General features: G+C 68.1%; 24 protein-coding genes. 5 read left to right on the top strand and 19 right to left on the bottom strand.

What is annotated here, in order from left to right; all coding sequences use genetic code 11:
• Positions 1–4 precede the first annotated feature (4 nt).
• The 6 genes from tatC to pafA all read right to left on the bottom strand — a co-directional run bounded on the left by tatC (position 5) and on the right by pafA (position 5,898).
• Positions 5–1,045, bottom strand: a complete 1,041-nt coding sequence (tatC, locus tag QM806_RS29480) for a twin-arginine translocase subunit TatC (protein WP_283293728.1) — start codon at positions 1,043–1,045, stop codon at positions 5–7.
• A 71-nt stretch (positions 1,046–1,116) separates the two neighbouring features.
• Positions 1,117–1,392: a Sec-independent protein translocase subunit TatA gene (gene tatA / locus QM806_RS29475; protein ID WP_005256278.1), complete on the bottom strand. Its 276-nt coding sequence runs from the start codon at positions 1,390–1,392 to the stop codon at positions 1,117–1,119.
• 72 nt (positions 1,393–1,464) lie between these two features.
• Complete coding sequence (locus QM806_RS29470) at positions 1,465–2,526, bottom strand: 2-dehydropantoate 2-reductase (RefSeq protein WP_283293726.1); 1,062 nt, start codon at positions 2,524–2,526, stop codon at positions 1,465–1,467.
• On the bottom strand, positions 2,523–3,503 hold the full coding sequence (locus QM806_RS29465) for a helix-turn-helix transcriptional regulator (RefSeq protein ID WP_005563472.1): 981 nt from the start codon (positions 3,501–3,503) through the stop codon (positions 2,523–2,525). The genes QM806_RS29470 and QM806_RS29465 overlap by 4 nt, the downstream gene beginning before the upstream one ends.
• Positions 3,500–4,492, bottom strand: a complete 993-nt coding sequence (locus QM806_RS29460) for a helix-turn-helix transcriptional regulator (RefSeq protein ID WP_085990310.1) — start codon at positions 4,490–4,492, stop codon at positions 3,500–3,502. Before QM806_RS29460 ends, QM806_RS29465 begins: the two co-directional genes overlap by 4 nt.
• A 47-nt stretch (positions 4,493–4,539) precedes the next feature.
• Entirely contained in the window at positions 4,540–5,898 is a 1,359-nt protein-coding gene (gene pafA, locus QM806_RS29455; protein ID WP_005256282.1) for a Pup--protein ligase, read from the bottom strand.
• A gap of 73 nt (positions 5,899–5,971) precedes the next feature.
• Between pafA and QM806_RS29450 the strand changes: the two genes are divergently transcribed.
• Complete coding sequence (locus QM806_RS29450) at positions 5,972–7,438, top strand: phosphatase PAP2 family protein (RefSeq protein WP_054246573.1); 1,467 nt, start codon at positions 5,972–5,974, stop codon at positions 7,436–7,438.
• Here the strand turns inward: QM806_RS29450 and prcA are convergent.
• From prcA to QM806_RS29425, 5 genes are all read right to left on the bottom strand, one after another.
• On the bottom strand, positions 7,429–8,208 hold the full coding sequence (prcA, locus tag QM806_RS29445) for a proteasome subunit alpha (RefSeq protein WP_005256287.1): 780 nt from the start codon (positions 8,206–8,208) through the stop codon (positions 7,429–7,431). The genes QM806_RS29450 and prcA overlap by 10 nt on opposite strands.
• A complete protein-coding gene (gene prcB, locus QM806_RS29440; protein WP_005256288.1) occupies positions 8,205–9,089 on the bottom strand; it encodes a proteasome subunit beta in 885 nt (294 codons plus the stop codon). The genes prcA and prcB overlap by 4 nt, the downstream gene beginning before the upstream one ends.
• The gene (locus QM806_RS29435; RefSeq protein WP_005242990.1) at positions 9,086–9,280 is read right to left on the bottom strand and encodes a ubiquitin-like protein Pup; all 195 of its coding nucleotides are present in this window, start codon (positions 9,278–9,280) and stop codon (positions 9,086–9,088) included. The genes prcB and QM806_RS29435 overlap by 4 nt, the downstream gene beginning before the upstream one ends.
• Before the next feature lie 169 nt (positions 9,281–9,449).
• Positions 9,450–10,949, bottom strand: a complete 1,500-nt coding sequence (gene dop / locus QM806_RS29430) for a depupylase/deamidase Dop (RefSeq protein ID WP_005242993.1) — start codon at positions 10,947–10,949, stop codon at positions 9,450–9,452.
• Between the two features lie 74 nt (positions 10,950–11,023).
• A complete protein-coding gene (locus QM806_RS29425; protein ID WP_005573978.1) occupies positions 11,024–11,401 on the bottom strand; it encodes a nitroreductase family deazaflavin-dependent oxidoreductase in 378 nt (125 codons plus the stop codon).
• Between the two features lie 82 nt (positions 11,402–11,483).
• On the opposite strand from QM806_RS29425, the gene QM806_RS29420 reads away from it, so the two are divergent.
• A complete protein-coding gene (locus QM806_RS29420) occupies positions 11,484–12,032 on the top strand; it encodes an NUDIX domain-containing protein (RefSeq protein ID WP_005573976.1) in 549 nt (182 codons plus the stop codon).
• 65 nt (positions 12,033–12,097) lie between these two features.
• Here the strand turns inward: QM806_RS29420 and arc are convergent, their stop codons facing one another.
• Positions 12,098–13,873 carry a proteasome ATPase gene (arc, locus tag QM806_RS29415; protein WP_005256296.1) on the bottom strand — a complete coding sequence of 592 codons (1,776 nt, stop codon included), beginning with the start codon at positions 13,871–13,873 and terminating at the stop codon, positions 12,098–12,100.
• A gap of 182 nt (positions 13,874–14,055) precedes the next feature.
• On the opposite strand from arc, the gene QM806_RS29410 reads away from it, so the two are divergent.
• Positions 14,056–14,556 carry a WKL family lipoprotein gene (locus QM806_RS29410; RefSeq protein ID WP_043793623.1) on the top strand — a complete coding sequence of 167 codons (501 nt, stop codon included), beginning with the start codon at positions 14,056–14,058 and terminating at the stop codon, positions 14,554–14,556.
• 48 nt (positions 14,557–14,604) lie between these two features.
• Here QM806_RS29410 and QM806_RS29405 read toward each other — a convergent pair whose 3' ends face one another.
• Complete coding sequence (locus QM806_RS29405; protein ID WP_043793627.1) at positions 14,605–15,459, bottom strand: tRNA (adenine-N1)-methyltransferase; 855 nt, start codon at positions 15,457–15,459, stop codon at positions 14,605–14,607.
• 94 nt (positions 15,460–15,553) lie between these two features.
• Between QM806_RS29405 and QM806_RS29400 the strand changes: the two genes are divergently transcribed.
• Complete coding sequence (locus QM806_RS29400; RefSeq protein WP_005573973.1) at positions 15,554–16,459, top strand: RecB family exonuclease; 906 nt, start codon at positions 15,554–15,556, stop codon at positions 16,457–16,459.
• Positions 16,456–17,292, top strand: coding sequence for a thioesterase family protein (locus QM806_RS29395; protein WP_054246576.1), 837 nt, complete (start codon positions 16,456–16,458; stop codon positions 17,290–17,292). Before QM806_RS29400 ends, QM806_RS29395 begins: the two co-directional genes overlap by 4 nt.
• Positions 17,293–17,356: 64 nt before the next feature.
• Here QM806_RS29395 and hisG read toward each other — a convergent pair whose 3' ends face one another.
• Genes hisG through metH form a run of 6 tightly spaced genes read right to left on the bottom strand, consistent with a single transcriptional unit; the run spans position 17,357 to position 24,585 of the window.
• Entirely contained in the window at positions 17,357–18,208 is an 852-nt protein-coding gene (gene hisG, locus QM806_RS29390; protein ID WP_283293719.1) for an ATP phosphoribosyltransferase, read from the bottom strand.
• A gap of 47 nt (positions 18,209–18,255) precedes the next feature.
• Positions 18,256–18,537 (bottom strand): phosphoribosyl-ATP diphosphatase, encoded by a 282-nt coding sequence (locus tag QM806_RS29385; protein ID WP_009473527.1) that lies wholly within the window; start codon positions 18,535–18,537, stop codon positions 18,256–18,258.
• 25 nt (positions 18,538–18,562) lie between these two features.
• Entirely contained in the window at positions 18,563–19,456 is an 894-nt protein-coding gene (locus QM806_RS29380; RefSeq protein ID WP_005562925.1) for a pseudouridine synthase, read from the bottom strand.
• Position 19,457: 1 nt separating this feature from the next.
• Positions 19,458–20,315 carry an oxygen-dependent tRNA uridine(34) hydroxylase TrhO gene (trhO, locus tag QM806_RS29375; protein WP_007299048.1) on the bottom strand — a complete coding sequence of 286 codons (858 nt, stop codon included), beginning with the start codon at positions 20,313–20,315 and terminating at the stop codon, positions 19,458–19,460.
• A gap of 15 nt (positions 20,316–20,330) precedes the next feature.
• Positions 20,331–21,023 (bottom strand): HAD family hydrolase, encoded by a 693-nt coding sequence (locus QM806_RS29370; RefSeq protein ID WP_005562923.1) that lies wholly within the window; start codon positions 21,021–21,023, stop codon positions 20,331–20,333.
• Positions 21,016–24,585 carry a methionine synthase gene (gene metH / locus QM806_RS29365; protein WP_005562922.1) on the bottom strand — a complete coding sequence of 1,190 codons (3,570 nt, stop codon included), beginning with the start codon at positions 24,583–24,585 and terminating at the stop codon, positions 21,016–21,018. The genes QM806_RS29370 and metH overlap by 8 nt, the downstream gene beginning before the upstream one ends.
• Positions 24,586–24,614: the final 29 nt, after the last annotated feature.

The raw sequence follows: 24,614 nt of genomic DNA, 5'->3' as shown, positions 1-24,614 counted from the left end.
ATTGTCACAGGGTGTCGGAGAAGTCCTGACCCGGTGTGTTGCTACCGGTCGTGCTCGCCTCGTCGTTCTTGTTCGCAGCGCCGGACCTCCCGGACTTGCGTGACCGCCGGAACCGGCCCGCCGGCTCGGGGACCGGTGTGGCGGCGACGTCGAACGCCTCGTTCAGGTCCGACGGCGCGGCGATCGTCGACGCCTCGTCGTCGTCGAGGGCACCCCACTCCTGCTCCGTCCGACGAGCCTTGCGGCGGTCGTTGATGCGGGCGATCTGCACGGCGACCTCGAACAGCAGGGTCAACGCGAACGCGAGCGCGAGCATCGAGAACGGGTCCTGCCCGGGGGTGGCGATCGCGGCGAACACGAACAGAGCGAAGATCAGGCCGCGGCGCCACGCCTTGAGCTTCGCGTAGGGCAGGATGCCGACGAAGTTCAGCGCGACGATGAGCAGCGGGATCTCGAAACTGACACCGAAGATGATCAGCAGGTTGATGATGAACCCGAAGTATTCCGCGCCGCCGAGTGCGGTGATCTGGACGTTGTCGCCGATCGTCAGCAGGAAGTGCAAGGCCTTCGCGACGACCACATAGGCGAGGACGGCGCCGGCGAGGAACAGCGCGGCGCCGGACACCACGAAGCCGATCGCGTAGCGGCGCTCCTTCGAGTAGAGGCCGGGCGTGATGAACGCCCACAGCTGGTACAGCCAGATGGGGCAGGCGAGGACGATGCCTGCCGTCAGCGCGACCTTGAAGCGGAGCATGAACTGCTCGAACGGTCCGGTCGCGAGGAGCCGGCACGACCCGTCGTTGCTCAGGTCGGCGCGACTCGACGCCGGCAGCGAACAGTACGGCCCGCGCAGGAGTTCACCGAGACTCTCGATCCCGAGAATCTGGTGGGAGTACCAGAAGAAGCCCACCGCGGTGGTGACCACAATGGCCAGCACCGACAGGAGCAACCGCGTGCGCAGCTCGTAGAGGTGATCGACCAACGACATGGTGCCGTCGGGATTGGTCCTCCGCTTGCTGTGGCGCGGATCGAACGGAATTCGCACTGTTGTTCGCCCTAGTCTTGGTCAGCAGACAACCGGGGTGACGAGTCACCCCGGTCGTCAGGCGGCTCGGGCTATGCCGACTTGGGCTCGGTGCGCTGCGGCTGCACCGGCGCCGGAGGGGTGACCGGTGCGGTGGTGGTGTCCGCCACGGGCAGCTCGGCGGGCGCGCTCTGCTGCGCGGTGGGCGCCGGCGTGCTGTTGTCATTCTGCATCTCCTTGACCTCGCTCTTGAAGATGCGGAGCGAACGGCCGAGTCCACGAGCCGCGTCGGGCAGCTTCTTGGAACCGAACAGGATGATGACGACCAGCGCGACGATGGCCCAGTGCCAGGGGCTCATGGCTCCCATGATGAAACCTCCAAAAGATCAGGTGACCACGATGCTACCGGACATACACGGCACCGGTCCGGTCGAAACCGGCTAGTTGCGCTGCCGTTTACCTGTCGGTTTCCTGGGTCCCCGCCGTGAGCGCAGATCGTCGAGCAGGGCGTCCCCGGACCAGTGCCGGTTCCCGCCCGCCTCGGCCTCGCGGATCAATTCGACCAGCCTCGCGTTCACCGGCGCGGCCGTGCCCGACGCCGCGGCCAGGCGCACGATCTCCCCGCTGATCCAGTCCACTTCGGTGCGCCGGCCCGCTTCGAGGTCGTCCCACATCGAGGATCGTGCGTGCGGGTCGATGGCCAGCATCCGGCTGCCCGCCACCCGGAACACCCCGTCCGGGACGGTCAGCAACCGGGGAATCCACTGCGGCGGCAGCGGTGTGAGCTTGGCGACAGCGATGCCGCGGGCGGTCAGGAGAGTCAGCGCCTCCCGCTGTGCCAGGGCGACCGCGCGCCGAAACGACCGCTGCGACAACTCCTCGCGGAGCGGCAGGCCCGAGAGGGCGTTCACCGCGTTGTTCAGGTTGAGCAGCAGCTTCGCCCACTGCACCGAGCGGAAGTCCGCACGTGCGTGCAGCGGCAGCCCGGCGTCGTCGAAGACCGGCGCGAATGCGCGCACCGCCGGATGCTGCTCGATCTCGAGATCACCCTCGGAGCCCTGGTGGAAATGCCCGTCGCCGCGGTGCACCACGTTGAACGGCACCATCGCCGCGAGAACGACCTGCTCCGGCAGTGCCGCGCGCAGGGTGTCCGCATTGCCCAACCCGTTCTGCGCACTGACCACCACCGTGTCGGAACCGATCGCCGACGCCAGTGCGGCACCTGCCTCCGGTGTCCCCGCCGACTTCACCGAGACCACGACGAGATCGGCCGTGGCCGCCGACTCGGGACCGGTCGCGAAGACGATGTCGGCGGCACCGACCCGGATGTCCGCTCCGTGCAGGTCCGTCAGCCGCAACCCGTCACGGATCTCCGCCCCGACACGCTCCCGGCCGATCAGGGTCACCTCGGCGCCGGCCGCCGCGAGCCGGCCCCCGACATAGCAACCGATGCTGCCCGCGCCGAAGACGCTGATCCGCAGCGGACGCCCGTCGCAGCTCATGCCTCGACGGCGTCGTAGGCGGACAGCGCCTCCACGGCCCGGCGGCGCACCTCGTCGACCAGTTCCGCAGGTTCGAGCACGGTGATTCCGGAACCGAACCCGAGCACGAGCCGGGCCATCCACTCGAGCGCCCCGTAACTCATGCTCGCCTCGACCGAGCCGTCGGGAGCGACCGTCCGGACATCCATCGGGTAGTAGTCGAGCACCCAGACGCAGTCGGCACCGACGTGCAACCGGGCCTGGGGAAGGGACGCGTCGCCGCTGAACAATTCCAGGTTGGAATCCCGCACGAGAGCCTGCGCCGGCGGTGTGGACGGCTCGTCCAACTCGGTGGCGGCGTCGATCCGGTCGAGCCGGAACAGCCGGACCCCCTCGGCCTGCCGGCACCACGCCTGCAGGTAACTCTGATTGTCGACCAGCACGACCCGCACCGGATCCACGGTGCGCTCGGTGACGCGGTCCCGGGACGCCGAGTAGTACGTCAGGTGGAGGGCACGCCGATGATGAAGCGCGGACCGCACCGTGGCGGCGATGGGATCTTCCGCCACGTCCTCCACCGCCTCCCGCTCCGACGTCGGCGTCACCGCCGCGCGGGCCGCCGCGGTGCCCGCGGCGTCCTCGATCTTCGCGATCGCACTGTGCGCCGCGGACGGATCGACCATGCCCGGCATCTCCACCAGCGAACGCAGGGCAATCAGCAGGGCTGTCGCCTCGGTGGACGTCAACCGCAGCGGGCGGTCGATGCCCGCCGAGAAGGTCACCTCGATGCTCTCCTCGGAGAACGAGAGGTCGATGAGGTCGCCGGGACCGTAGCCGGGTAGGCCGCACACCCACAACTGGTTGAGGTCCGACATCAGCTGTGTGGTGGTGACGCCCAGTTCGGCGGCGGCCTCGGCCGCACTCATCCCGGGGTTCGCGATGAAGTACGGCACCAGGTTGAGGAGCCGGGACAGTCTCGACGACAGCCTGTTGCTCACGACGTCCCCCCTCCCCGTGCGGCGTCCTTCAGCTTGGTCAGCACATCGTGACGCAGTTCGGGTGGATCGAGGACCAGGGCGTCCGCCCCGTGGCCCGCGACCAGCCGCGCGATCCAGTCCCGGGAGCGGACCGGAATCCCGAGCACGGTGCCGCTGCGCTCGTTCACCCGCTTCTCCTCCGCCGTGGTCGCCAGTCGGCGCAGTTCCTGGGCACGGCCCTCCGCCACCCACACGGTGGCGGTCCCCGTGACCTCACCCGAACCGGTGACCCGGTCGACGATCTCCCGGAGGTCGACGCCCGCCGGTTTGTGGACGACCCCGGACGGTCCGAACTCCGTCACGTCGTCGCCGATCCGCGACAGCCGGAACGTCCGGACGGCCCCCCGGTCGACGTCGTGACCGACGAGGTACCACCGGCCGTGCGCGGTGACGACTCCCCAGGGCTCGACGGTGCGCTGGGTGTACGGCTCGTTCAGGGCGCCGCGGTGCGGGAAATGCACGGCGCGGCCGGCATCGACCGCCGCCAGCAACTTGCCGAGCGCCGGTTCGGACCCTCGGGTGCGGGCGGGCACCGCGGTGATCGGGGTGGCCGCCGAATCCGGATCCACCTGCACACCCGCCGCACGCAGCTTGAGCAGTGCCCCCTGAGCCGCGGACGTCAACTCCGGGGACTCCCACAGCTGGACCGCCACCGCGACCGCCGCGGACTCCTCCTGACTGAGGTCGATGTCGGGAAGCTCGTACGCGTTGCGGTTGATGCGGTAGCCCTCGACCGTCGAGAAGCGCGACGCCTGCCCGGTCTCGAGCGGAACACCGAGATCCCGGAGCTCGTTCTTGTCGCGTTCGAACATGCGGCTGAACGCCTCGTCGCTCGCGGAGTCGGCGTACCCGGCAACGCTCTCGCGAATCTTCTCGGCGGTGAGGAACTGTCTGGTGGACAACAAACAGATCACCAGGTTCATCAACCGCTCGATCTTGGAAGTCGGCACGCCCGGAAGCCTAGTGGGTGAGCCCGTTACGGACTCTCACAGCGCCGCTACATCGAGGCAATCAGCCGCTCCACCCGCTCGTCGACCGACCGGAACGGGTCCTTGCACAGCACGGTCCGCTGGGCCTGGTCGTTGAGCTTGAGGTGCACCCAGTCGACCGTGAAGTCGCGTCCGGCCTCCTGCGCCGCCGTGATGAACTCGCCGCGCAGCTTCGCCCGAGTGGTCTGCGGCGGAGTGTCCACCGCCGCCTCGATCGTCTCGTCCTCGGTGATCCGCTTCACCAGACCCTTGCGCTGCAGCACGTCGAACACGCCGCGACCGCGTTTGATGTCGTGGTACGCCAGATCGAGCTGCGCGATCTTCGGGTCGGCCAGCTCGAAGCCGTGCCGGTCCTGATAGCGCTGGAACAGCTTGCGCTTGATCACCCAGTCGATCTCCATGTCGACCTTCGCGAAGTCCTGTGTCTCGACGGCGTCGAGCATGCGACCCCACAGGTCGACGACCTGAGTGACCTGCGGATCGGGATCCCGGTTCTGCAGGTGTTCCACCGCACGCGCGTGGTACTCCCGCTGAATGTCGAGGGCGCTGGCCTGCCGGCCGCCGGCGAGCCGCACCGGGCGGCGTCCGGTGACGTCGTGGCTGACCTCGCGGATGGCGCGGATCGGGTTGTCGAGCGCGAAGTCGCGGAACGACACCCCGGCCTCGATCATCTCGAGCACGAGCGCCGCCGTGCCCACCTTCAGCATGGTGGTGGACTCGGACATGTTCGAGTCGCCGACGATCACGTGCAGGCGGCGGTACTTCTCCGCGTCGGCGTGCGGCTCGTCACGGGTGTTGATGATGGGCCGCGACCGCGTGGTCGCCGAGGACACGCCCTCCCAGATGTGCTCGGCGCGCTGCGACAGGCAGAACGTGGCCGCTTTCGGCGTCTGCAGGACCTTGCCCGCGCCACAGATCAGCTGCCGCGTCACCAGGAACGGGAGCAGCACGTCCGAGATCCGGGAGAATTCGCCGGCCCGGGCAACGAGGAAGTTCTCGTGACAGCCGTACGAATTGCCTGCCGAGTCCGTGTTGTTCTTGAACAGGTAGATGTCGCCGCCGATGCCTTCCTCGGCGAGCCGCTGTTCGGCGTCGATCAACAGCTCCTCGAGAACGCGCTCCCCCGCCCGGTCGTGGTTGACCAACTGGATGAGGTTGTCGCACTCGGCTGTCGCGTATTCGGGGTGCGAGCCGACGTCCAGATACAGGCGGGCACCGTTCCGGAGAAACACGTTGGAGCTCCGGCCCCACGACACCACCCGCCGGAACAGGTAGCGCGCAACCTCGTCCGGGCTCAGTCGCCTGTGACCATGGAAGGTGCAGGTCACACCGAACTCTGTCTCAATTCCCATGATTCGTCGCTGCACACCTCGACAGTACAACGCCGATCACCCGGCGGAGCGGAAAAACCCTCCGGCGACACCCCGCGCATACCCTGAGATGGTGAACCGACACCTACGCCGAATCCACCGGGCCGACGAGATCGTCTTCGACCGCAGCGCCGATCTGAGCCCCTCCGAGCTCGACCGGGCCATGCGCTTCCTCAGCCGCGCGGCCGACAAGGGGCTCCTGTGGTGGTTCGTGGCGGCGGTCCTGGGACTGGTCGGCGGGCGCGCCCGCCGCGGTGGTGTGCGCGGACTGCTGTCCCTCATGATGGCGAGCGGTCTGGCCAACGGCATCCTCAAACCGCTGTTCCCCCGGCGGCGCCCGCCCGCCCGCGTATGGACGAACGTAATGCGCGGGGTGGCGATCCCCCGGTCCTCGTCGTTCCCGTCGGGACATGCCGCGTCGGCGGCGGCGTTCACCACGGGTGTCGCCCTGGAATCGCCCGCGACCGCTGCCGTCGTGGCCCCCCTTGCCGCCGCGGTCGCCTACTCCCGTGTGCACAACGGCGTGCACTGGCCGACCGACGTTGCCGCCGGACTGCTACTCGGCGGGGCCGTCGCGTCGGGCACCCGCCGCTGGTGGGCGGTGCGCACGGAGGAACCGGCAGAGCTGGGCCCCGCCGTCGACGCACCGGCACTTCGGGGCGGTGAAGATCTGCTCGTGGTGGTCAACCCGGAGTCCGGGCCCGACAGTGTCGATCCGAGTGAGGAGATCACAACCGCTCTCCCCAAGGCCGACGTGCGTGCACTCGACACCGCCCGCGATTTCGCCGAACAACTCGACGCCTGGGTGACCGACAGGAAGCCGCGCGCCCTCGGAGTGTGCGGTGGAGACGGGACCGTGGTGGCCGTCGCGTCCGCTGCAGTGCGTCACGCGTTGCCGCTGGCGGTGTTCCCGGGCGGCACGCTCAATCACTTCGCGCGGGATGCCGGCGCCGCCGACATCTCGGATACGGTGAACGCCGTCGAGACCGGGCATGCGGTTCTCGTCGATCAGGCCGTCGTCCACACCGATGTCGAGGAGCCGGCGCCGTTCCTCAACACCGCCAGTCTCGGCGGCTATCCCGACGCGGTGCGACTGCGGGAGAAGTGGCAGCCGCGGTACGGAAAGTGGCCTGCGGCATGTGTGGCGATGATCCGGATTCTCTCCGCCGCAACACCGCTCGCCGTCACCATCGACGGCAGGCCCGTGAAAGTCTGGATGCTGTTCGTGGGGAACGGTCGGTATTCCCCCGGCGATCAGGTTCCGATGTCGCGTCCCGCCATCACCGGCGGACTGCTCGACGTCCGGTACGTGCGGGCCGACCGGCGAGCGTCCCGGCCGCGGCTGCTGTTCGCTGCCGCCACCGGGACGCTCGGAAGCAGCCGGGTGTACGTGCGATCCCTCGTGCCCCGGCTCACCGTCCGCGTGGACGGCTCGCCGGTTGCACTGGCCACCGACGGTGAAGTGGTCGCCGACGCCCTGAGGTTCGACTTCCGGACGGTGCCCGAAGCGATCGCGGTGTACCGGCCTCAGTCCTGAGCGTCGGCCGGCTTCGTCTCGGTGTCCGGCTTCGACTCCGGAGCGGGCTCCGAGGCGGCCGCAGGCGCTGCGGGGATCAGCTGTTCGAGCGCGGATCCGGTTATTCGCCGGAACGCGCGGCGCGGCCGGGACTGGTCGAGCACGGCCACCTCGAGACTGGCCATGTCGACGTTCCGCTTCTCGCCTTCCCCGGCACCGCCCTGACGCAGGGCGTTGACCGCGATGCCGACCGCCGCCTCGAGATCGAGGTCGGCACGGTACGACTCGCGCATGGCGGTCGCGATCGGCTCGGTAGTGCCACCCATCACGACGAAATGCTGTTCGTCGACGATGGATCCGTCGTAGGTGATGCGGTACAGCTGGGGCGCCTTCGGGCTGCCCACGCGTCCGACCTCCGCGACGCAGATCTCCACCTCGTACGGCTTGGGCTGCTCGGTGAAAATCGTGCCGAGGGTCTGCGCGTACGCGTTGGCCAGCGACCTGCCCGTCACGTCTCGGCGGTCGTAGGAGTAGCCGCGCATGTCGGCGTGGACGATCCCGGCGCGCCGCAGGTTCTCGAACTCGTTGTACTTGCCGACCGCTGCGAAGCCGAGTCGGTCGTACAGTTCGCTGACCTTGTGCAGCGCGGTGGAGGGATTCTCCGCGACGAACAGCACGCCGTCGCGGAACGTGAGCACCACGACGCTGCGTCCGCGGGCAATTCCCTTGCGCGCCAGTTCCGAGCGGTCCCGCATGATCTGCTCGGCGGACGCGTAATACGGCATGGTCATCGCCCAGACCCCCCTTCTTCGGTGCGCTCGGCGACGATGCGCCGAGCCAACTCGGACGTCGTCTCCTCGGACACGTGCACGGCACCGGCCTGGGTGATCGTGACCGCGGTCGGGTAGATGCCGCGGGTCAGGTCGGGCCCGCCGGTGGCCGAGTCGTCGTCGGCCGCGTCGTACAGCGATTCTATGGCCGCCCGCAGGGCGGTCTCCTCGTCGCTGTCCGGCGAGTAGATCTTCTTCAGTGCCGACTTCGCGAACAACGATCCCGAACCGACCGCGTGGTATCCGGCGCGTTCCTCGTACCGGCCGCCGACGACGTCGTACGAGACGATGCGGCCCGCCCGGGCCTCGTCGTCCGCGTCGAGGTCGTAGCCGACGAGCAGCGGGACCACTGCGAGACCCTGCATCGCCGCCCCGAGGTTGCCCCGGACCATCGACGCCAGGCGGTTGGCCTTGCCGTCGAAGGTCAGCTGAACGCCCTCGATCTTCTCGTAGTGCTCGAGTTCGACGGCGAACAGGCGGACCAGTTCGATGGCGATCCCCGCGGTGCCGGCGATACCGGCCGCCGAATATTCGTCGGTGACGTACACCTTCTCGACGTCCCGGCTGGCGATCAGGTTGCCCTGGGTCGCGCGCCGGTCGCCGGCGAGCAGGACGCCACCCTTGTAGGTGAGCGCCACGATCGTCGTTCCGTGCGGCGCGAGATCACCGCTGTCCATCCCGTCACCACCCCGTGTCGAGTGCGAACGATGGCCGATCCGATTCTCCGGCAGCAATTCTGGTGCGTGACCACGCAGATACTCGGTGAACGAGCTCAGATTCGAACCGAAACTGAGCTTCGTGTCACCGTCGCCTGTCCGCAATGCCGGTCGATCCGCCGTCACTGGCCGCCCTTCTGGACATAGGCCCGGACGAAGTCTTCGGCGTTCTCCTCGAGCACGTCGTCGATCTCGTCGAGCAGGTCGTCGGTGTCCTCGGCCAGCTTTTCGCGACGTTCCTGACCCGCGGCACCGTCACCGCCGGGGGTGTCGTCCTCGTCGCCGCCACCAGTACGTTTGGTCTGCTCTTGTGCCATCGCAGCCGACCTCCTTGTGTGAAGGGAGCTCTTCTTCCGAGCGTCCTGTCCTGCCAAGCAGTCTGACTACATCATCCGCTCGGACCTTCACCCTACCGAGCGGCGCCGCCGCACGTGTGCCGACGCGACGGCGAGTTCGGGGCAGATCCGTCCGCGACCGGTCGACGGGTCAGTTCGTGAGCTCGTCGACGAGTTCTTTCGCGGTCTCCACCGACTCCAGCAACTCCCCCACGTGCGCCTTGCTGCCCCGCAACGGCTCGAGGGTGGGGATACGGACCAGGGAGTCGCCACCGAGATCGAAGATCACCGAATCCCAGCTCGCGGCCGCGATGTCGGCGCCGAACTTGCGCAGGCACTCACCCCGGAAGTAGGCGCGGGTATCGGTGGGCGGGGTGTCGACGGCGTCGAGCACGGCCTGCTCCGAGACGAGGCGTTCCATCGACCCGCGGGCGACGAGCCGGTTGTAGAGCCCCTTGTCCAGGCGCACGTCCGAGTACTGCAGGTCGACGAGATGCAGTCGCGGTGCGGACCAGTTGAGGCCCTCCCGGTTCCGGAAACCCTCGAGCAGACGCAGCTTGGCCGGCCAGTCCAGCAGGTGAGCGCACTCCATCGGATCCCGCTCGAGGAGGTCGAGCACCATCGCCCACTTCTCCATCAGATCGGCGACGCGAGGGTCGTCGTTGCCCTCGGCGGACATGAACTTGTCGACTCGGTCCAGGTAGATCCGCTGCAAGGCAAGCCCGGTCAGTTCCCGGCCGTCGGCCAGCGCGACCGTGGCGCGCAGCGTCGGGTCGTGGCTGATGTGGTGCACGGCGGTCACCGGGCGGGCTAGCTGCAGGTCGGTGAGGTCGACGCCGGCCTCGATGAGATCGAGGACCAGAGCCGTCGTCCCGACCTTCAGGTACGTCGACATCTCGGCGAGGTTCGCGTCGCCGATGATGACGTGCAGACGCCGGTACTTGTCCGCGTCCGCGTGGGGTTCGTCGCGGGTGTTGATGATGCCGCGCTTGAGTGTCGTCTCGAGCCCGACCTCCACCTCGATGTAGTCGGCCCGCTGCGACAGCTGGAAACCGGCCTCGTCACCGGACTGGCCGATGCCCACCCGGCCCGACCCGCAGATCACCTGACGGGACGCGAAGAACGGCGTCAACCCGTTGATCACCGCGGAGAACGGCGTGGCCCGGGACATCAGGTAGTTCTCGTGGGTGCCGTACGACGCCCCCTTGCCGTCCACGTTGTTCTTGTACAGCTGCAGTCGCGGGGCGCCGGGGACGCTCGACGCGTGCCGGGCGGCCGCCTCCATCACCCGTTCGCCGGCCTTGTCCCAGATGACGGCGTCCAGGGGGTCGGTGACCTCCGGGGCCGAGTACTCGGGGTGCGCGTGATCGACGTAGAGCCGGGCGCCGTTGGTGAGGATCATGTTGGCCGCGCCGACCTCGTCGGCGTCGATCACCGGCGCCGGGCCGCTCAGCCGGCCCAGGTCGAACCCGCGGGCATCCCGGAGCGGGGATTCCACCTCGTAGTCCCATCGGGTGCGCTTGGCGCGCGGCACTCCCGCTGCCGCCGCATAGGCCAGCACCGCCTGGGTGGACGTCAAGATCGGATTGGCCGAAGGCTCGCTGGGTGAGGAGATTCCGTACTCGACTTCGACACCGATGATCCGCTGCATGCTGCCGAGCCTATGCGATCACCCACGCCACCCGGTGGCACACTCCTGCTACGCGAGCCGTCCGCTCCCGGCGGCTAGTCCGGCGAGCACTCCAGGTACTCGTCCGCCGAGATCGCCCGGAGCACCGTGCGGACCCCGGCGGGAGCCCAGGAGTGGGTGCTGTCGGTGACGATCCTCGGGCCCGTCAGGTGCACCGTCCGGCGGCGCGTCACGATGGTGCATCCGCCCGCCGCCACCACGTTTCGCACCCAGTCGCTCTGCGCACCGTAAGTCAGCGCGAACCGGTAGCGGCCGTCCACGACGAACACGTTGACGGGTGTGCGATACGTCTTGCCCGACCTGCGGCCCCGGTGCTCGACCATGGCGAAACCGGGCAGGATCGTCGCGACGTGCCGGCTCACCTGATTGGTGACGACCCGGTTGAACCGGGCGATCGAACGCGGCAACGCCATGACCTCTCACCCCTTCGGCACGGGAACGAGCACCCGACCTCGACAGTACCGAGGTCCACCGGGGGGCTGGCAGGATCGACACATGGATTCCGCACCGAACACCCCACCCGGCACGGACGAAGTGGTGGCGGTGTTCGACAGTGCGGGACGACCGGTGGGGTCCGCCGCGCGTTCCCGCGTCTACGCCGAGGGGTTGTGGCACGCGAGCGCCGGCGTCCTCGTCCGATCCGGGGACGGGAAGCGCCTCTACGTGCACCGACGCTCGGACACGAAGACGGTGTTCGCCGGACATCACGACTGCCTGGCGGGTGGGGTCGTCGATCCCGGGGAAACCCCGGAGGAGGCCGCAGCCCGGGAGTTGGCGGAGGAACTGGGCGTCACCGGAGTGGGCCTCACCCCCATCGCGGCGGTGGCGTGGGACGGGCACTGGCAGGGAATGCGGCTGCGGTGCCACCTGTACGCCTACGAGACCCACTGGGACGGACCCATCGTCCACCAGGCCAGCGAGATCGCGGCGGGCTGGTGGTGGACGCCCCACGAACTGGTGACGCATCTGCGCGACCCGCAGTGGCCGTTCGTGCCGGACACCCGGGCGCTCCTGGAGGACTACCTCGTCACACCGGACCGCTGACACACAGCCGCCTGCGCGGCGGGAACCGTGTTCGAGTTCCCGCCGCGCAGGTGGTACCGAACGGCTTACAGGTACTGGCCGGTGTTGGATTCGGTGTCGATGGCGCGGCTCGCGCTCGCGTTCTTACCGGTGACCAGTGTGCGGATGTAGACGATCCGCTCACCCTTCTTGCCCGAGATCCGGGCCCAGTCGTCGGGGTTGGTGGTGTTCGGCAGGTCCTCGTTCTCCGAGAACTCGTCGACGATGGAGTCGAACAGGTGCTGGACCCGCAGGCCCGGGGCACCGGTGTCGAGCACCGACTTGATCGCGTACTTCTTGGCGCGGTCGACGATGTTCTGGATCATCGCGCCGGAATTGAAGTCCTTGAAGTACAGGACCTCCTTGTCGCCGTTGGCGTACGTGACCTCGAGGAAGCGGTTCTCCTCGCTCTCGGCGTACATGCGGTCGACGACCCGTTCGATCATCACCCGGATGCAGGCCGTGCGGTCGCCGCCGAACTCCGCGATGTCGTCGCTGTGCACCGGCAGCGTCTCGACGAGGTACTTCGAGAAGATGTCCTGCGCCGACTCCGCGTCGGGGCGTTCGATCTTGATCTTCACGTCGAGGCGGCCGGGACGCAGGATCGCGGGGTCGATCATGTCCTCGCGGTTCGACGCGCCGATCACGATGACGTTCTCGAGTCCCTCGACGCCGTCGATCTCACTGAGCAGCTGAGGCACGACGGTGGTCTCGACGTCGGAGGAGACACCCGACCCACGGGTACGGAAGATCGAATCCATCTCGTCGAAGAACACGATCACCGGGGTGCCCTCGGACGCCTTCTCCCGGGCCCGCTGGAAGATCAGCCGAATGTGCCGCTCGGTCTCGCCGACGAACTTGTTCAGCAGCTCGGGGCCCTTGATGTTGAGGAAGTAGGACTTGGCTTCCTTGCTGTCCTGACCCCGGGCCTCCGCGATCTTCTTCGCGAGCGAGTTGGCGACCGCCTTGGCGATGAGCGTCTTACCGCACCCGGGCGGACCGTAGAGGAGCACACCCTTCGGTGGCCGCAGCTCGTATTCGTGGAACAGGTCCTTGTGGAGGAACGGCAACTCGACGGCGTCACGGATCTGCTCGATCTGCCGTCCGAGGCCGCCGATGTCGTCGTAGTGCACGTCGGGAACCTCTTCGAGGACCAGATCCTCGACCTCGGCCTTGGGGATCCGCTCGAACGCGTACCCGGCCTTGGTGTCGACGAGGAGGGAGTCGCCCGGCCGAAGTTTGCGGGTGGGCGATTCCGCGTCGTACGCGATCGACTCCCTCTCGCTCTCCTCGAAGACGGTCGCGAGGGGTTCGGCCAGCCACACGATCCGTTCCTCGTCGGCGTGGCCGACCACGAGGGCGCGCTGACCGTCGTCGAGGACCTCGCGCAACGTGCTGATCTCACCCACACGCTCGAAGTTGCCCGCTTCCACGATCGTGAGCGCCTCGTTGAGGCGCACGGTCTGGCCGAGCTTGAGGGTCTCGGCGTCGACGTTCGGGGAGCAGGTCAACCGCATCTTGCGTCCGGAGGTGAACACGTCCACGGTCTGATCGTCGTGCACTCCGAGCAGCACGCCGTACCCGCTCGGCGGCTGGCCGAGGCGATCGACTTCTTCTCGAAGGGCGATGAGCTGCTGACGGGCCTCCTTGAGGGTGTCCATCAGCTTGGTGTTCCGGATGGACAGCGAGTCCACTCGCGATTCCATCTCACGAAGCTGTTCCGGCGACTCCGCGAGCTGCCTGCGCAGTGCCGACGCCTCTGCGCGCAACGCCTCGAGCTCTCGTGCGGCCGCAACCGAATCGGGGTTCTCTGTCGAGCTCATGTGCGTCTCCTCCCAATGAGATCTATCAACGCTACCGGCACTGCCCGAATTCTGCGCCGTGACACGGATTCTGCCGATTGCGAATCGGCATACGTGACGCCCTGGGCCACCGAACCTCTCATGTTAGCCTTACCTACCTGTCGAGCAGTTTCTCTCTGTTCTGTGTAACGAAAGGGTTCGTCGTGATAATCCGCAAGCCCCTGAACGGAACATCTTTCATCGGTAGGTCCGTGGTTGCCGTGGGCGCGGTGGTCCTCGCGCTCGGGATGTCGGCCTGCTCGTCCGACGACGCGTCCGACACCGCGGCGACGACGTCCGCGGCCACGTCGTCCGCGGCGAGCGAGGCGACTGCCGCCCCCACGTCGGACGAACTGCTCGGTACGCTCCAGGTCCTCGTGGACCCCGCCCGACCGGTCGACGAGAAGACCGTCGTGGTCGTCGACGGCGACGAACGCCGCCCGAATCTCGAGGCCATGACGGCGGCCATGGCCAACTACCCGGTGTCCTTCACGGTCACGGATGTGCAGGTAGAGGGCGATACCGCGACGGCGAACGTCGCGATCGTCAGCCCGCACGGCACGGCCGCTCCGACCGCGTGGACGTGGCAGAACGTCGACGGCACCTGGAAGGTGTCGGACGAGAGCACGTGCACCCTGCTGGGCATGGCACGCGCCGGCTGCTAGTTTTCCCTCCTTCGGCGGCGTCCTGTCCGGGCGCCGCCGAAGCGTGTCTCAGCCCTTGCCCGACCGGCGCTGCGGCTTGGGGGTGACGGTTCCCTCGGCCAGACGCCGGGCACTCACCAGGAACGCGGTGTGGCCCTGCATCCGGTGTTCCGGGCGCACGGCGAGCCCGACGACGTGCCACCCGCGGACGATCGATTCCCAGGACCGCGGCTCGGTCCAGCACTCCTGCTCGCGCATCGCCTCGACCACCTTCGAGAGCTGCGTCACAGTGGCGACGTAGACGATGAGCACACCGCCGGGAACCAGCGCCTTGGACACCGCGGGCAGCGCGTCCCAGGGGGCGAGCATGTCGAGGACCACCCGGTCGACCTGACCGCCCGCCGCCTCGGCGTCGAACTCGGCGACGTCGGCGATGGTCAGGTCCCAGTTCTCGGGGCGTTCCCCGAAGAACGTCTCGACGTTCCGGACCGCGTGTTCGGCGTGGTCGTCGCGCACCTCGTACGAGATGACCCGGCCTTCCGGTCCGACCGCCCGCAGCAGTGAGCACGTCAGCGCGCCCGAGCCGGCGCCGGCCTCGAGCACGCGGGCGCCGGGGAAGACGTCACCCTCGTGGACGATCTGCGCGGCGTCCTTCGGGTAGATGACCTGCGCCCCACGGGGCATCGACAGGACGTAGTCGACGAGCAGCGGTCGCAGCGCGAGGTACGGGGTGCCGTTGGTCGACTTGACCACGCTGCCCTCGTCGGTGCCGATCAGGTCGTCGTGCAGGATGCCGCCGCGGTGGGTGTGGAACTCCTTGCCGGCCTCCAGGTTGACCGTGTAGTGCCGGCCCTTGGCGTCCGTCAACTGGACGCGATCGCCCACCCGAAACGGTCCGCTCGGTCGCGTTTCGCGTCCCACCATCTTCACCGACTCCTCAGCCTGTTCGTCCGGCGCCGTCCGACGCCCACACCGCGCCCCGACTCGACTGTCGGACCGGGGGCCTACCCTGCCAGGTGTGAGCATCTCAGAGTCGCCAGCCCCCGTCACACAGGGTTCCCCGTCACAACCCGGCGACACTTCGGCCACCCGCAGGCGCCCCGCCCTGTCACCGTCCCGTGCCGGCGACTTCAAGCAGTGCCCGCTCCTCTACCGTTTCCGCGCGGTCGACCGGCTCCCCGAGGCGCCGTCGCGCGCGCAGGTGAAGGGCACGGTCGTGCACGCCGCACTGGAGACCCTGTTCGGGCTGCCCGCGGCCGAACGCGTTCCGCAGAAGGCTGTCGATCTGGTCCTCCCGTCGTGGGAGCGCATTCTCGCCGAAGCCCCCGACCTGATCGACCTGGTCCCCGAGGACCAACGCGACACGTTCCTCGACGAGGCGCGGTCCCTCGTCACCGCGTATTACGAGCTCGAGGACCCCACCCGGTTCGAGGCCGAATCGTGCGAACAGCGCGTCGAGACCGAACTCGCCGACGGGGTGCTGCTCCGCGGATTCGTCGACCGCATCGACGTCGCCCCCACCGGGGAGGTGCGGGTGGTCGACTACAAGACCGGCCGTGCACCACGCGAGATGTCCGAGTCCAAGGCACTGTTCCAGATGAAGTTCTACGCGCTGGTCCTGCTGCGCACCCGCGGCATCGTCCCCGCGCAGTTGCGGCTGCTGTACCTCGCGTCCGGCACGGTCCTCACCTACGCACCCGACGAGGACGAACTGCTGCGGTTCGAGCGCACGCTGTCGGCGATCTGGAAGGCCATCCTGGCGGCCGGGGTCACCGGCGATTTCCGACCCAAGCCGAGCCGGCTCTGCGACTGGTGTGATCATAAGTCCCTGTGCCCCTCGTTCGGCGGAACGCCGCCTCCCTACCCGGGATGGCCGGAGGGGCCCGCAGAAGACGCACCGGGTTTCGAGGAGATTGTCGAATGAGTTCCGAGTCCTATTACGTACCACTCGGTTCGGAAGCACTGAGTGCGCCGGAAGTGGGCTCGGACCAGAAGATCACCGTCGAGCGGTTCGACAGCACGGATCTGACGATCAGTGTGTGGGCCGAGACGATGCAGCACGGCGCTCCCCCGTCCGCGCTGCTCGTGCGGGCACTCGAGCGCTGCGCCCCACGCGACGACGTGCGTCTCACGCGGGTCGTGGTCGAGATCCTCGGTCCCATCCCGATCGCCGAACTCGAGGTCCGGTCCTGGGTGCAGCGACCGGGACGCCGGGTGGAGCTGGTGGTCGCCGAATTGTGGACCGTCGGCGACCGGCCCCGTGCCGTCGCGCGGGGCTCGGCGTGGCGGATGGAGACCGTCGACACCAGCGACGCCGTCCACGTCGTCGACCCGCCACTCGAACCGCGGTCCACCGGCCGGGACGGCAAGTTCGGCGAGGTCTGGAATTCGGGCTACCTGACGACCCTCGACTGGCGGTGGATCGCCGAGATGGGATGCGAGGGCCCGGGCAAGCTGTGGGCGAAGCCGCGGCCCGCACTGGTTCTCGGCGAGACCATGACGCCGCTCGAGCGGCTGTTCTCCATCGCGGACATCGCGAACGGTGTGGGATCGAAACTCGACCCGGCGGACTGGACGTTCCTCAACACCGACCTCACCGTGCACATCTTCCGGGTCCCCGAGGGCGACTGGGTGGGGGTCAGCTCCGAAACCTCCATCGGACCCGACGGAGTGGGCATGTGCGCGGGCGTGCTCTACGACGAGACCGGCGCCGTCGGCCGGATCGCCCAGACCGTACAGGTCCGCGCCCGCCCCTGAGCGGAGCGGGCGCGGATCGTGTTGCGGGCGGAGCGGGCGCGGATCGTGTTGCGGCAGAACGAGATCAGAGTGCGCGGCAGGACCGGATGTTGGACGCGAGGATGGCCTTGGCGCCAAGGTCCGCGAGTTCGTCCATGACTCCGTTGTGGCCCTTGATCGGCACCATCGCCCGGACCGCGACCCAGTTCTCGTCGGCGAGCGGCGACAGTGTCGGCGACTCCAGGCCCGGGGTGATCTTCAACGCGTCGTCGAGGATCGTCTTGGGGCAGTCGTAGTCGAGCATCAGGTTCTGCTGCGCGAAGACGATACCGCGCACCCGCTCGACCAGCTGGTTGCGCGCGGAATCGTCGTCGGGCGAACCGGCGCGCTCGATGAGCACGCCTTCGGAATCGCACAGGGTGTCGCCGAACGCGACCAGGTTGTGCTGGCGCAGCGTGCGGCCGGAGCCGACGACGTCGGCGATGGCGTCGGCGACGCCGAGCTGGACCGAGATCTCCACGGCGCCGTCGAGGCGGATGACCGAGGCGTCGATGCCGCGTGCGGACAGGTCGTCGCGCACCAGGTTGGGGTAGGACGTGGCGATCCGGAGTCCGGCGAGGTCCTCGACCGACCAGTCCTTGCCCGCGGGGGCGGCGTACCGGAACGTGGAACGGCCGAAGCCGAGCGACAGCCGTTCGGAGACGGAGGCCCCCGAGTCGCGGGCGAGGTCGCGGCCGGTGATGCCGAGATCGAGTTCACCGGATCCGACGTAGATCGCGATGTCCTTGGGGCGCAGGAAGAAGAACTCGACCTGATTGGACGGGTCGAGGACGGTCAGGTCACGGGAGTCGGTGCGACGGCGGTAGCCGGCCTCGCTGAGGATTTCGGCGGCGGACTCGGACAGCGAGCCCTTGTTGGGGACTGCGACGCGCAGCATGGCTGAGGGTTCCTTTCGGGAGCGGGTGGAGGAGTCTCGATCACCGATCACAGATGTCGGTAGACGTCCTCGAGCTTCAGGCCCTTACCCACCATCAGCACCTGCGTCCAGTACAGCAGCTGAGAGATCTCCTCGGCGAGTGCCTCGTCGCTCTCGTGCTCGGCGGCGATCCACACCTCACCCGCCTCTTCGAGGATCTTCTTTCCCTGCGAATGGACGCCGGCGTCCAAGGCGGCAACGGTGCCGGACCCCTCGGGGCGGGTAGCGGCACGCTCGGTCAGCTCGGCGAACAGGGATTCGAAGGTCTTCACGAGGACCCATTGTTTCACGCCGCCGCGGACCTCTCCGAACCGGTCACCACCCGAGTGTGCGGCGACTCTCGAACCGGCGGACCTCGCCCGAACGGGGGTCGGTGAACTCGATGGCCCGCGCCAGCAACCGCAGCGGCGTCGAGAAGTCGCCGGGCTCGGACCGGCGGAAGTCCGGGTAGTAGTTGTCGCCCTCGATCGGCAGCCCCAGCGACGACATGTGCAACCGCAGTTGGTGCGTCCGGCCGGTCTTCGGCAGCAGCCGGTACCGCGCGCGGCCGTCTCGGGTCTCGATCAGCTCGACTACGGTCTCGCTGTTCGGTTCTCCCGGTTCCTCCGTGGCCGTCATGATCCCGTGTTCCTTGACGATGCGGCTGCGGATGGTCCGCGGAAACGCGAGCGTCGGATCGTGTCCGGCGACAGCCTCGTATTCCTTGGTGACCTGCTGGGAGACGAACAGTTCCTGATACGGTCTGCGGTCTTCCGGCCTGATCAGGAACACCAGGACGCCGGCCGTCATCCGGTCGAGCCGGTGGGCCGGTGTGAGGTCGGGCAGGTCGAGCGCCCTCCGCAGCCGCACCACCGCCGTCTCGGTGATGTGCGCGCCCCGCGGAATGGTCGCGAGGAAATGGGGTTTGTCGATCACCACGAGGTGGTCGTCGCGGTGCAGGACGTCGATCTCGAACGGAACCGGGATCTCGGGTGCGGGGTCGCGGTAGAAGTACACGAAACGGGTCGGGGCATAACGGGTCCCGCGGTCGACCACCCTGCCGTGCTCGTCGACGACTTCCCCGCCGTCGATCAGCGACAGCCAGTGCGCGCGCTCGTCCGGGTACGTCTCGACCAGGAATTCGGCGACCGTCTTCGCGCCGACGCCTGCCGGCATCCGGATGCGGTCGGGACCGAGGCCGTTGCGGACCGGCAGGGGCGCCCCCGCCACCTCAGCCCGCCCGATTCTCGGTGCAGCCGGCGCAGACGAGCACCAGTTCGCGGCCCCGGTCGTCCGGCAGATTCTCGTACCGGGACGTCGGACCCCCGCACTTGCTGCAGCGCCCCAGAGTCTTGGCCTGATCGCTGAACTCGATGTTCATCCGTTTGTCGAAGACGTACAGCGACCCCTCCCACAGGCCCGTGTCACCGAACGCCTCGCCGTAGCGGACGATGCCGCCGTCCAGCTGATAGACCTCGCCGAACCCGCGCGAGCGCATCAGCGAGGACAGGACCTCGCACCGCACTCCCCCGGTGCAGTAGGTGACGACGGCCTTGCCCTTCAGATGGTCGTACTTGCCGCTGTCGAGTTCGTGCACGAACTCGCGCGTGGTGGACACGTCGGGCACGACGGCGTCCCGGAATCGGCCGATCTCCGCCTCGAAACCGTTGCGTCCGTCGAAGAAGACGACGTCGTCACCGCGACCCTCGACCAGGCGGTGCACCTCGTCCGGTGCCAGGTGGGTACCACCGCCGACGACACCGTCCGCATCCACCTTCAGCTCGCCCGGCGCACCGAACGTCACGATCTCCGATCGCACCTTGACGCTCAGCCGCGGGAAGTCGTCACCGAGCCCGTTCGACCACTTGATGTCGGCGTCCTTGAACGGGGCGTAGCTGCGCGTCCCCTTCACGTACCGCTTGACGTCGTGGATGTCACCACCGACCGTCGCGTTGATGCCGTGCTCGGAGACGAGAATCCGACCGGTCAGGTTGTTCGCCTCGGCGAGTGTGTACTGCCACAGCCGTATCGCCTCCGGGTCGGCGAGCGGAGTGAACACGTAGAACAGCACGATTTTCGGGACAGCCACGGCAAACCAGACTACCTAGAGACGGACGGCACTCCGCTGCGCCCACACCTCGGCCAGGTCGGAACCGGTGAGACCCTCGAGACTGTCCCGGAACACCCGCCCCGGGCCGTCGGCCACCACGATCTCGCACGGAACGATCAGGACGACGCACCCCGCGGCCTGCGCGGACGCCGCACCGGTGGGCGAGTCCTCGATGGCCAGGCACTGCGACGGATCCAGTCCCAGCAGTTCCGCGCCCCGCAGGTACGGGTCGGGATGCGGTTTGCCCGCCGGCACCTCGTCGCCGCACACCGAGTGGTCGAAGTGGTGCCTGCCGAGTGTCTCGAGTGCCCGCTCGGTGAGCCGACGCTCGGTGTTGGTCACCAGCGCCGACCTCAGACCGTGCGCCCGGACGGTCCGCAGTGCGTCGTGGGCGCCCGGTCGCCACGGGATCCCGTCGCCGAACAATTCCTCGACGCGGGTGAACATCCACTCCTTGGCCTCGGCGAGCGCCGCCGGATCCCGGTCGAGCCCGAGGGCGTCGAAGATGACGCCGAGAGCGTTGGCGCTCGACGCACCGATCGTCTTCAGCCGCGTTTCCTCGGTCATCGGACCGCCGAGGTGCAGCGACAACTCGCGGACCGCGACGTCCCACATCTTCTCGGAATCGAGCAGCGTTCCGTCCATGTCCCACAGAACACCTGCGAGACCGTCGAATGCATCAGACATTGAAGTACTTCGCTTCGGGGTGGTGCAGCACGAACGCATCCGTGGACTGCTCGGGATGCAACTGCAATTCCTCGGACAACTTCACACCGATCCGTTCGGGTTCGAGCAGAGCGACCATCTTCGCGCGGTCCTCCAGGTTGGGGCAGGCACCGTACCCGAAGGAGTAGCGGGCACCGCGGTAGGCGAGGTCGAAGAATCCGGACACCTCGGACGGGTCCTGCTCGGCCACGTTGTGACCGCCGGGCAGCACGAGTTCCTCGCGGACCCGTTGATGCCAGTACTCGGCCAGCGATTCCGTCAGCTGCACGCCGATGCCGTGCACCTCGAGGTAGTCGCGGTACGCGTTGGCGGCGAACAGCTCGTTCGCGAAGTCCGCGATCGGCTGCCCCATGGTCACGAGCTGCATGGGGAACACGTCGACCTGGCCGGTCTCCTTCGCCTCGGTGCGGGACCGGACGAAGTCGGCGACGCATAGGAAGCGGTCGCGGTGCTGGCGCGGGAACGTGAACCGGAAGCGTTCCTCGGCGTCGGGTGTCGGGTCGGTGAGCACGACCACGTCGTCGCCCTCGGACACGGCGGGGAAGTAGCCGTACACGACGGCGGCGTGCGCGAGGATTCCCTCGGTGCTCAGCCGGTCGAGCCAGTACCGCAGGCGGGGGCGGCCCTCGGTTTCCACCAATTCCTCGTAAGTGGGACCGTCGCCGGAACGCTGCCCGCGCAGACCCCACTGCCCGAGGAACAGGGCGCGCTCATCCAACAGCCCGGAGTAGTCCGACAGCGAGACGCCCTTGACGATCCGGTTGCCCCAGAACGGCGGGCTCGGGACGACGATGTCGGTGGCCACGTCGGATCGCTCCGGCACCTCGATCGGGGTCTCGGCCGCCTTGCGCTTCTCCGCGATCCGCTTGGACCGCTCGTGCCGTGCCTTCCGTTCGGCCGCCTTCTCGCGGGCCGCGATCGCTTCCGGACTGTCCGGGTCGGGTCCGCCGCCACGCTTGACGGCCATGATCTCGTCCATCCGGTGCAGGCCCTCGAACGCGTCACGCGCGTAGCTGACGTCGCCCTCGTACACCTCGGCCAGGTCGTTCTCCACGTAGGAACGGGTCAGCGCGGCACCGCCGAGGAGGACGGGGAACTTCTCCGCGACACCCTTGGCGTTGAGTTCCTGCAGGTTGTCCTTCATCACCACGGTCGACTTCACGAGCAACCCGGACATGCCGATGACGTCGGCCTTCTGCTCGATCGCCGCGTCGAGGATCGTCGCGATCGGCTGCTTGATGCCCAGGTTCACCACGTCGTACCCGTTGTTGCTCAGGATGATGTCGACGAGGTTCTTGCCGATGTCGTGGACGTCGCCCTTCACGGTGGCGATGACGATCCGGCCCTTGCCGTCCTCGTCGGTGGCCTCCATGTGCGGTTCGAGGTATGCCACGGCCGCCTTCATCACCTCGGCGGACTGCAGCACGAACGGCAGCTGCATCTGCCCGGACCCGAAGAGTTCGCCGACGGTCTTCATGCCGGACAGCAGCGTCTCGTTGATGATCGCGAGCGGCGGCTTCTCCTCCATCGCCGCGGTGAGGTCGTCGTCGAGGCCGTTGCGTTCACCATCGACGATGCGGCGTTCCAGCCGCTCGAACAGCGGCAGCGCCGCCAGTTCCTGGGCACGGGATTCGCGCGCCGACGCCGCGGAGACGCCCTCGAACAGTTCCATCAGCTTCTGCAGCGGGTCGTAGCCCTCACGGCGGCGGTCGTAGACCAGGTCGAGAGCCGTTTCCCGCTGTTCGTCGGGGATCCGCGCCATCGGCAGGATCTTCGACGCGTGCACGATGGCCGTGTCCAGGCCGGCCTCGGTGCACTCGTGCAGGAACACCGAGTTCAGGACCTGCCGGGCCGCCGGGTTGAGACCGAACGAGATGTTGGACACGCCGAGGGTGAAGTGCACCCGCGGATGCCGCTTCTTCAGCTCGCGGATCGCCTCGATCGTTTCGATGCCGTCGCGGCGGACCTCTTCCTGACCGGTGGAGATCGGGAAGGTCAGCGCGTCGATGATGATGTCGGACTCGTCGAGACCCCAGTTCACGGTGAGGTCTTCGAGCAGACGCTCGGCGATGCGGACCTTGTGCTCCGCGGTGCGCGCCTGGCCCTCCTCATCGATGGTCAGCGCGACGACGGCGGCACCGTGCTCCGTGACGAGCCGCATGATCTTCTGGAACCGCGAGTCCGGTCCGTCGCCGTCCTCGTAGTTGACCGAGTTCACGGCGCACCGGCCGCCGAGGTGCTCGAGGCCGGCCTGCAGGACCGCGGGCTCGGTGGAGTCGAGCATGATCGGCAGCGTCGACGACGTCGCGAACCGGCTTGCGAGGGCGGCCATGTCGACGGCACCGTCGCGTCCGACGTAGTCGACGTTGAGGTCGAGCATGTGGGCGCCGTCGCGGGTCTGGTCCTTCGCGATGTCGAGGCACTTCTGATAGTCCTCGGCGATCATCGCCTCACGAAACGCCTTGGAGCCGTTGGTGTTCGTGCGTTCACCGATCATCAGGATGCTGGCGTCCTGCTGGAACGGCACCGCCGTGTACAGCGAGGACGTCCCCGACTCGTGCACCGGGTTCCGCTCGGCCTTCTCGACCAGGCGGACCGCTTCGGCCACCTGCCGGATGTGCTCCGGGGTGGTCCCGCAGCAACCGCCGACCAGACCGAGACCGAACTCGGTGACGAAACCGCTGAGCGCCTCGGCGAGCTCCTCCGCGGTGAGCGGGTACTCGGCGCCGTTCGGGCCGAGCTGCGGCAGTCCGGCGTTGGGCATCACCGACACCGGCAGGGAGCTGTACTTGGACAGGTGGCGGAGATGTTCGCTCATCTCGGCGGGTCCGGTCGCACAGTTGAGGCCGATCATGTCGATACCGAGCGGCTCGAGCGCGGTCAGCGCGGCACCGATCTCGCTGCCGAGGAGCATCGTGCCGGTGGTCTCGACCGTGACGTGGGTGATGATCGGCAGCCGCGACCCCAGCGTCTCCATCGCCCGCTGACTGCCGAGGATGGCGGCCTTCACCTGCAGCAGGTCCTGGCAGGTCTCGACGAGGATCGCGTCCGCTCCCCCGTCGATCATGCCCATCGCAGCCTCCGCGTAGGCGTCGCGGAGGACCGCGAACGGCGCGTGGCCCAGCGTCGGCAGCTTGGTTCCGGGTCCCATCGAGCCGAGGACGAAGCGGCCCATGCCGTCGCGTCCGGGCCCCATCTCGTCGGCCACGTCACGCGCCAGCCGGGTGCCCTTCTCGGCCAGTTCCCGGATGCGGTCCGAAATGTCGTAATCGGCGAGGTTGGGTAGGTTGCACCCGAACGTGTTGGTCTCGACGGCGTCCGCCCCGGCCTCGAAGTACGCGCGGTGGATGTCTTTCAGCACGTCAGGGCGGGTGTCGTTGAGGATTTCGTTGCAGCCTTCGAGCCCGAGGAAGTCGTCGAGCGTGAGGTCCGCGGCCTGCAACATGGTGCCCATGGCTCCGTCGCCGATGACAACGCGCTGGTTCAACGCATCGAGCAGGGCAGAGTGAAATGGCGCAGACATGCCGTCCAGACTAGTGGGCGCGCGAACCA

The sequence above is a fragment of the Rhodococcus sp. IEGM 1351 genome, assembly GCF_030056875.1.
GTDB classification, from domain to species: domain Bacteria; phylum Actinomycetota; class Actinomycetes; order Mycobacteriales; family Mycobacteriaceae; genus Rhodococcus_F; species Rhodococcus_F opacus.
The sequence above is the reverse complement of the archived record's forward strand: the minus strand, read 5'-3'. Positions and strand labels throughout refer to the sequence as shown.

Coding starts and splice junctions, on each gene's coding strand:
- tatA (WP_005256278.1), bottom strand. CDS start 1,392: ATGGGAGCCATGAGCCCCTGGCACTGGGCCATCGTCGCGCTGGTCGTC.
- QM806_RS29470 (WP_283293726.1), bottom strand. CDS start 2,526: ATGAGCTGCGACGGGCGTCCGCTGCGGATCAGCGTCTTCGGCGCGGGC.
- QM806_RS29450 (WP_054246573.1), top strand. CDS start 5,972: ATGGTGAACCGACACCTACGCCGAATCCACCGGGCCGACGAGATCGTC.
- prcA (WP_005256287.1), bottom strand. CDS start 8,208: ATGACCATGCCGTATTACGCGTCCGCCGAGCAGATCATGCGGGACCGC.
- QM806_RS29435 (WP_005242990.1), bottom strand. CDS start 9,280: ATGGCACAAGAGCAGACCAAACGTACTGGTGGCGGCGACGAGGACGAC.
- dop (WP_005242993.1), bottom strand. CDS start 10,949: ATGCAGCGGATCATCGGTGTCGAAGTCGAGTACGGAATCTCCTCACCC.
- QM806_RS29425 (WP_005573978.1), bottom strand. CDS start 11,401: ATGGCGTTGCCGCGTTCGATCGCCCGGTTCAACCGGGTCGTCACCAAT.
- QM806_RS29420 (WP_005573976.1), top strand. CDS start 11,484: ATGGATTCCGCACCGAACACCCCACCCGGCACGGACGAAGTGGTGGCG.
- arc (WP_005256296.1), bottom strand. CDS start 13,873: ATGAGCTCGACAGAGAACCCCGATTCGGTTGCGGCCGCACGAGAGCTC.
- QM806_RS29405 (WP_043793627.1), bottom strand. CDS start 15,459: ATGGTGGGACGCGAAACGCGACCGAGCGGACCGTTTCGGGTGGGCGAT.
- QM806_RS29395 (WP_054246576.1), top strand. CDS start 16,456: ATGAGTTCCGAGTCCTATTACGTACCACTCGGTTCGGAAGCACTGAGT.
- hisG (WP_283293719.1), bottom strand. CDS start 18,208: ATGCTGCGCGTCGCAGTCCCCAACAAGGGCTCGCTGTCCGAGTCCGCC.
- QM806_RS29370 (WP_005562923.1), bottom strand. CDS start 21,023: ATGTCTGATGCATTCGACGGTCTCGCAGGTGTTCTGTGGGACATGGAC.
- metH (WP_005562922.1), bottom strand. CDS start 24,585: ATGTCTGCGCCATTTCACTCTGCCCTGCTCGATGCGTTGAACCAGCGC.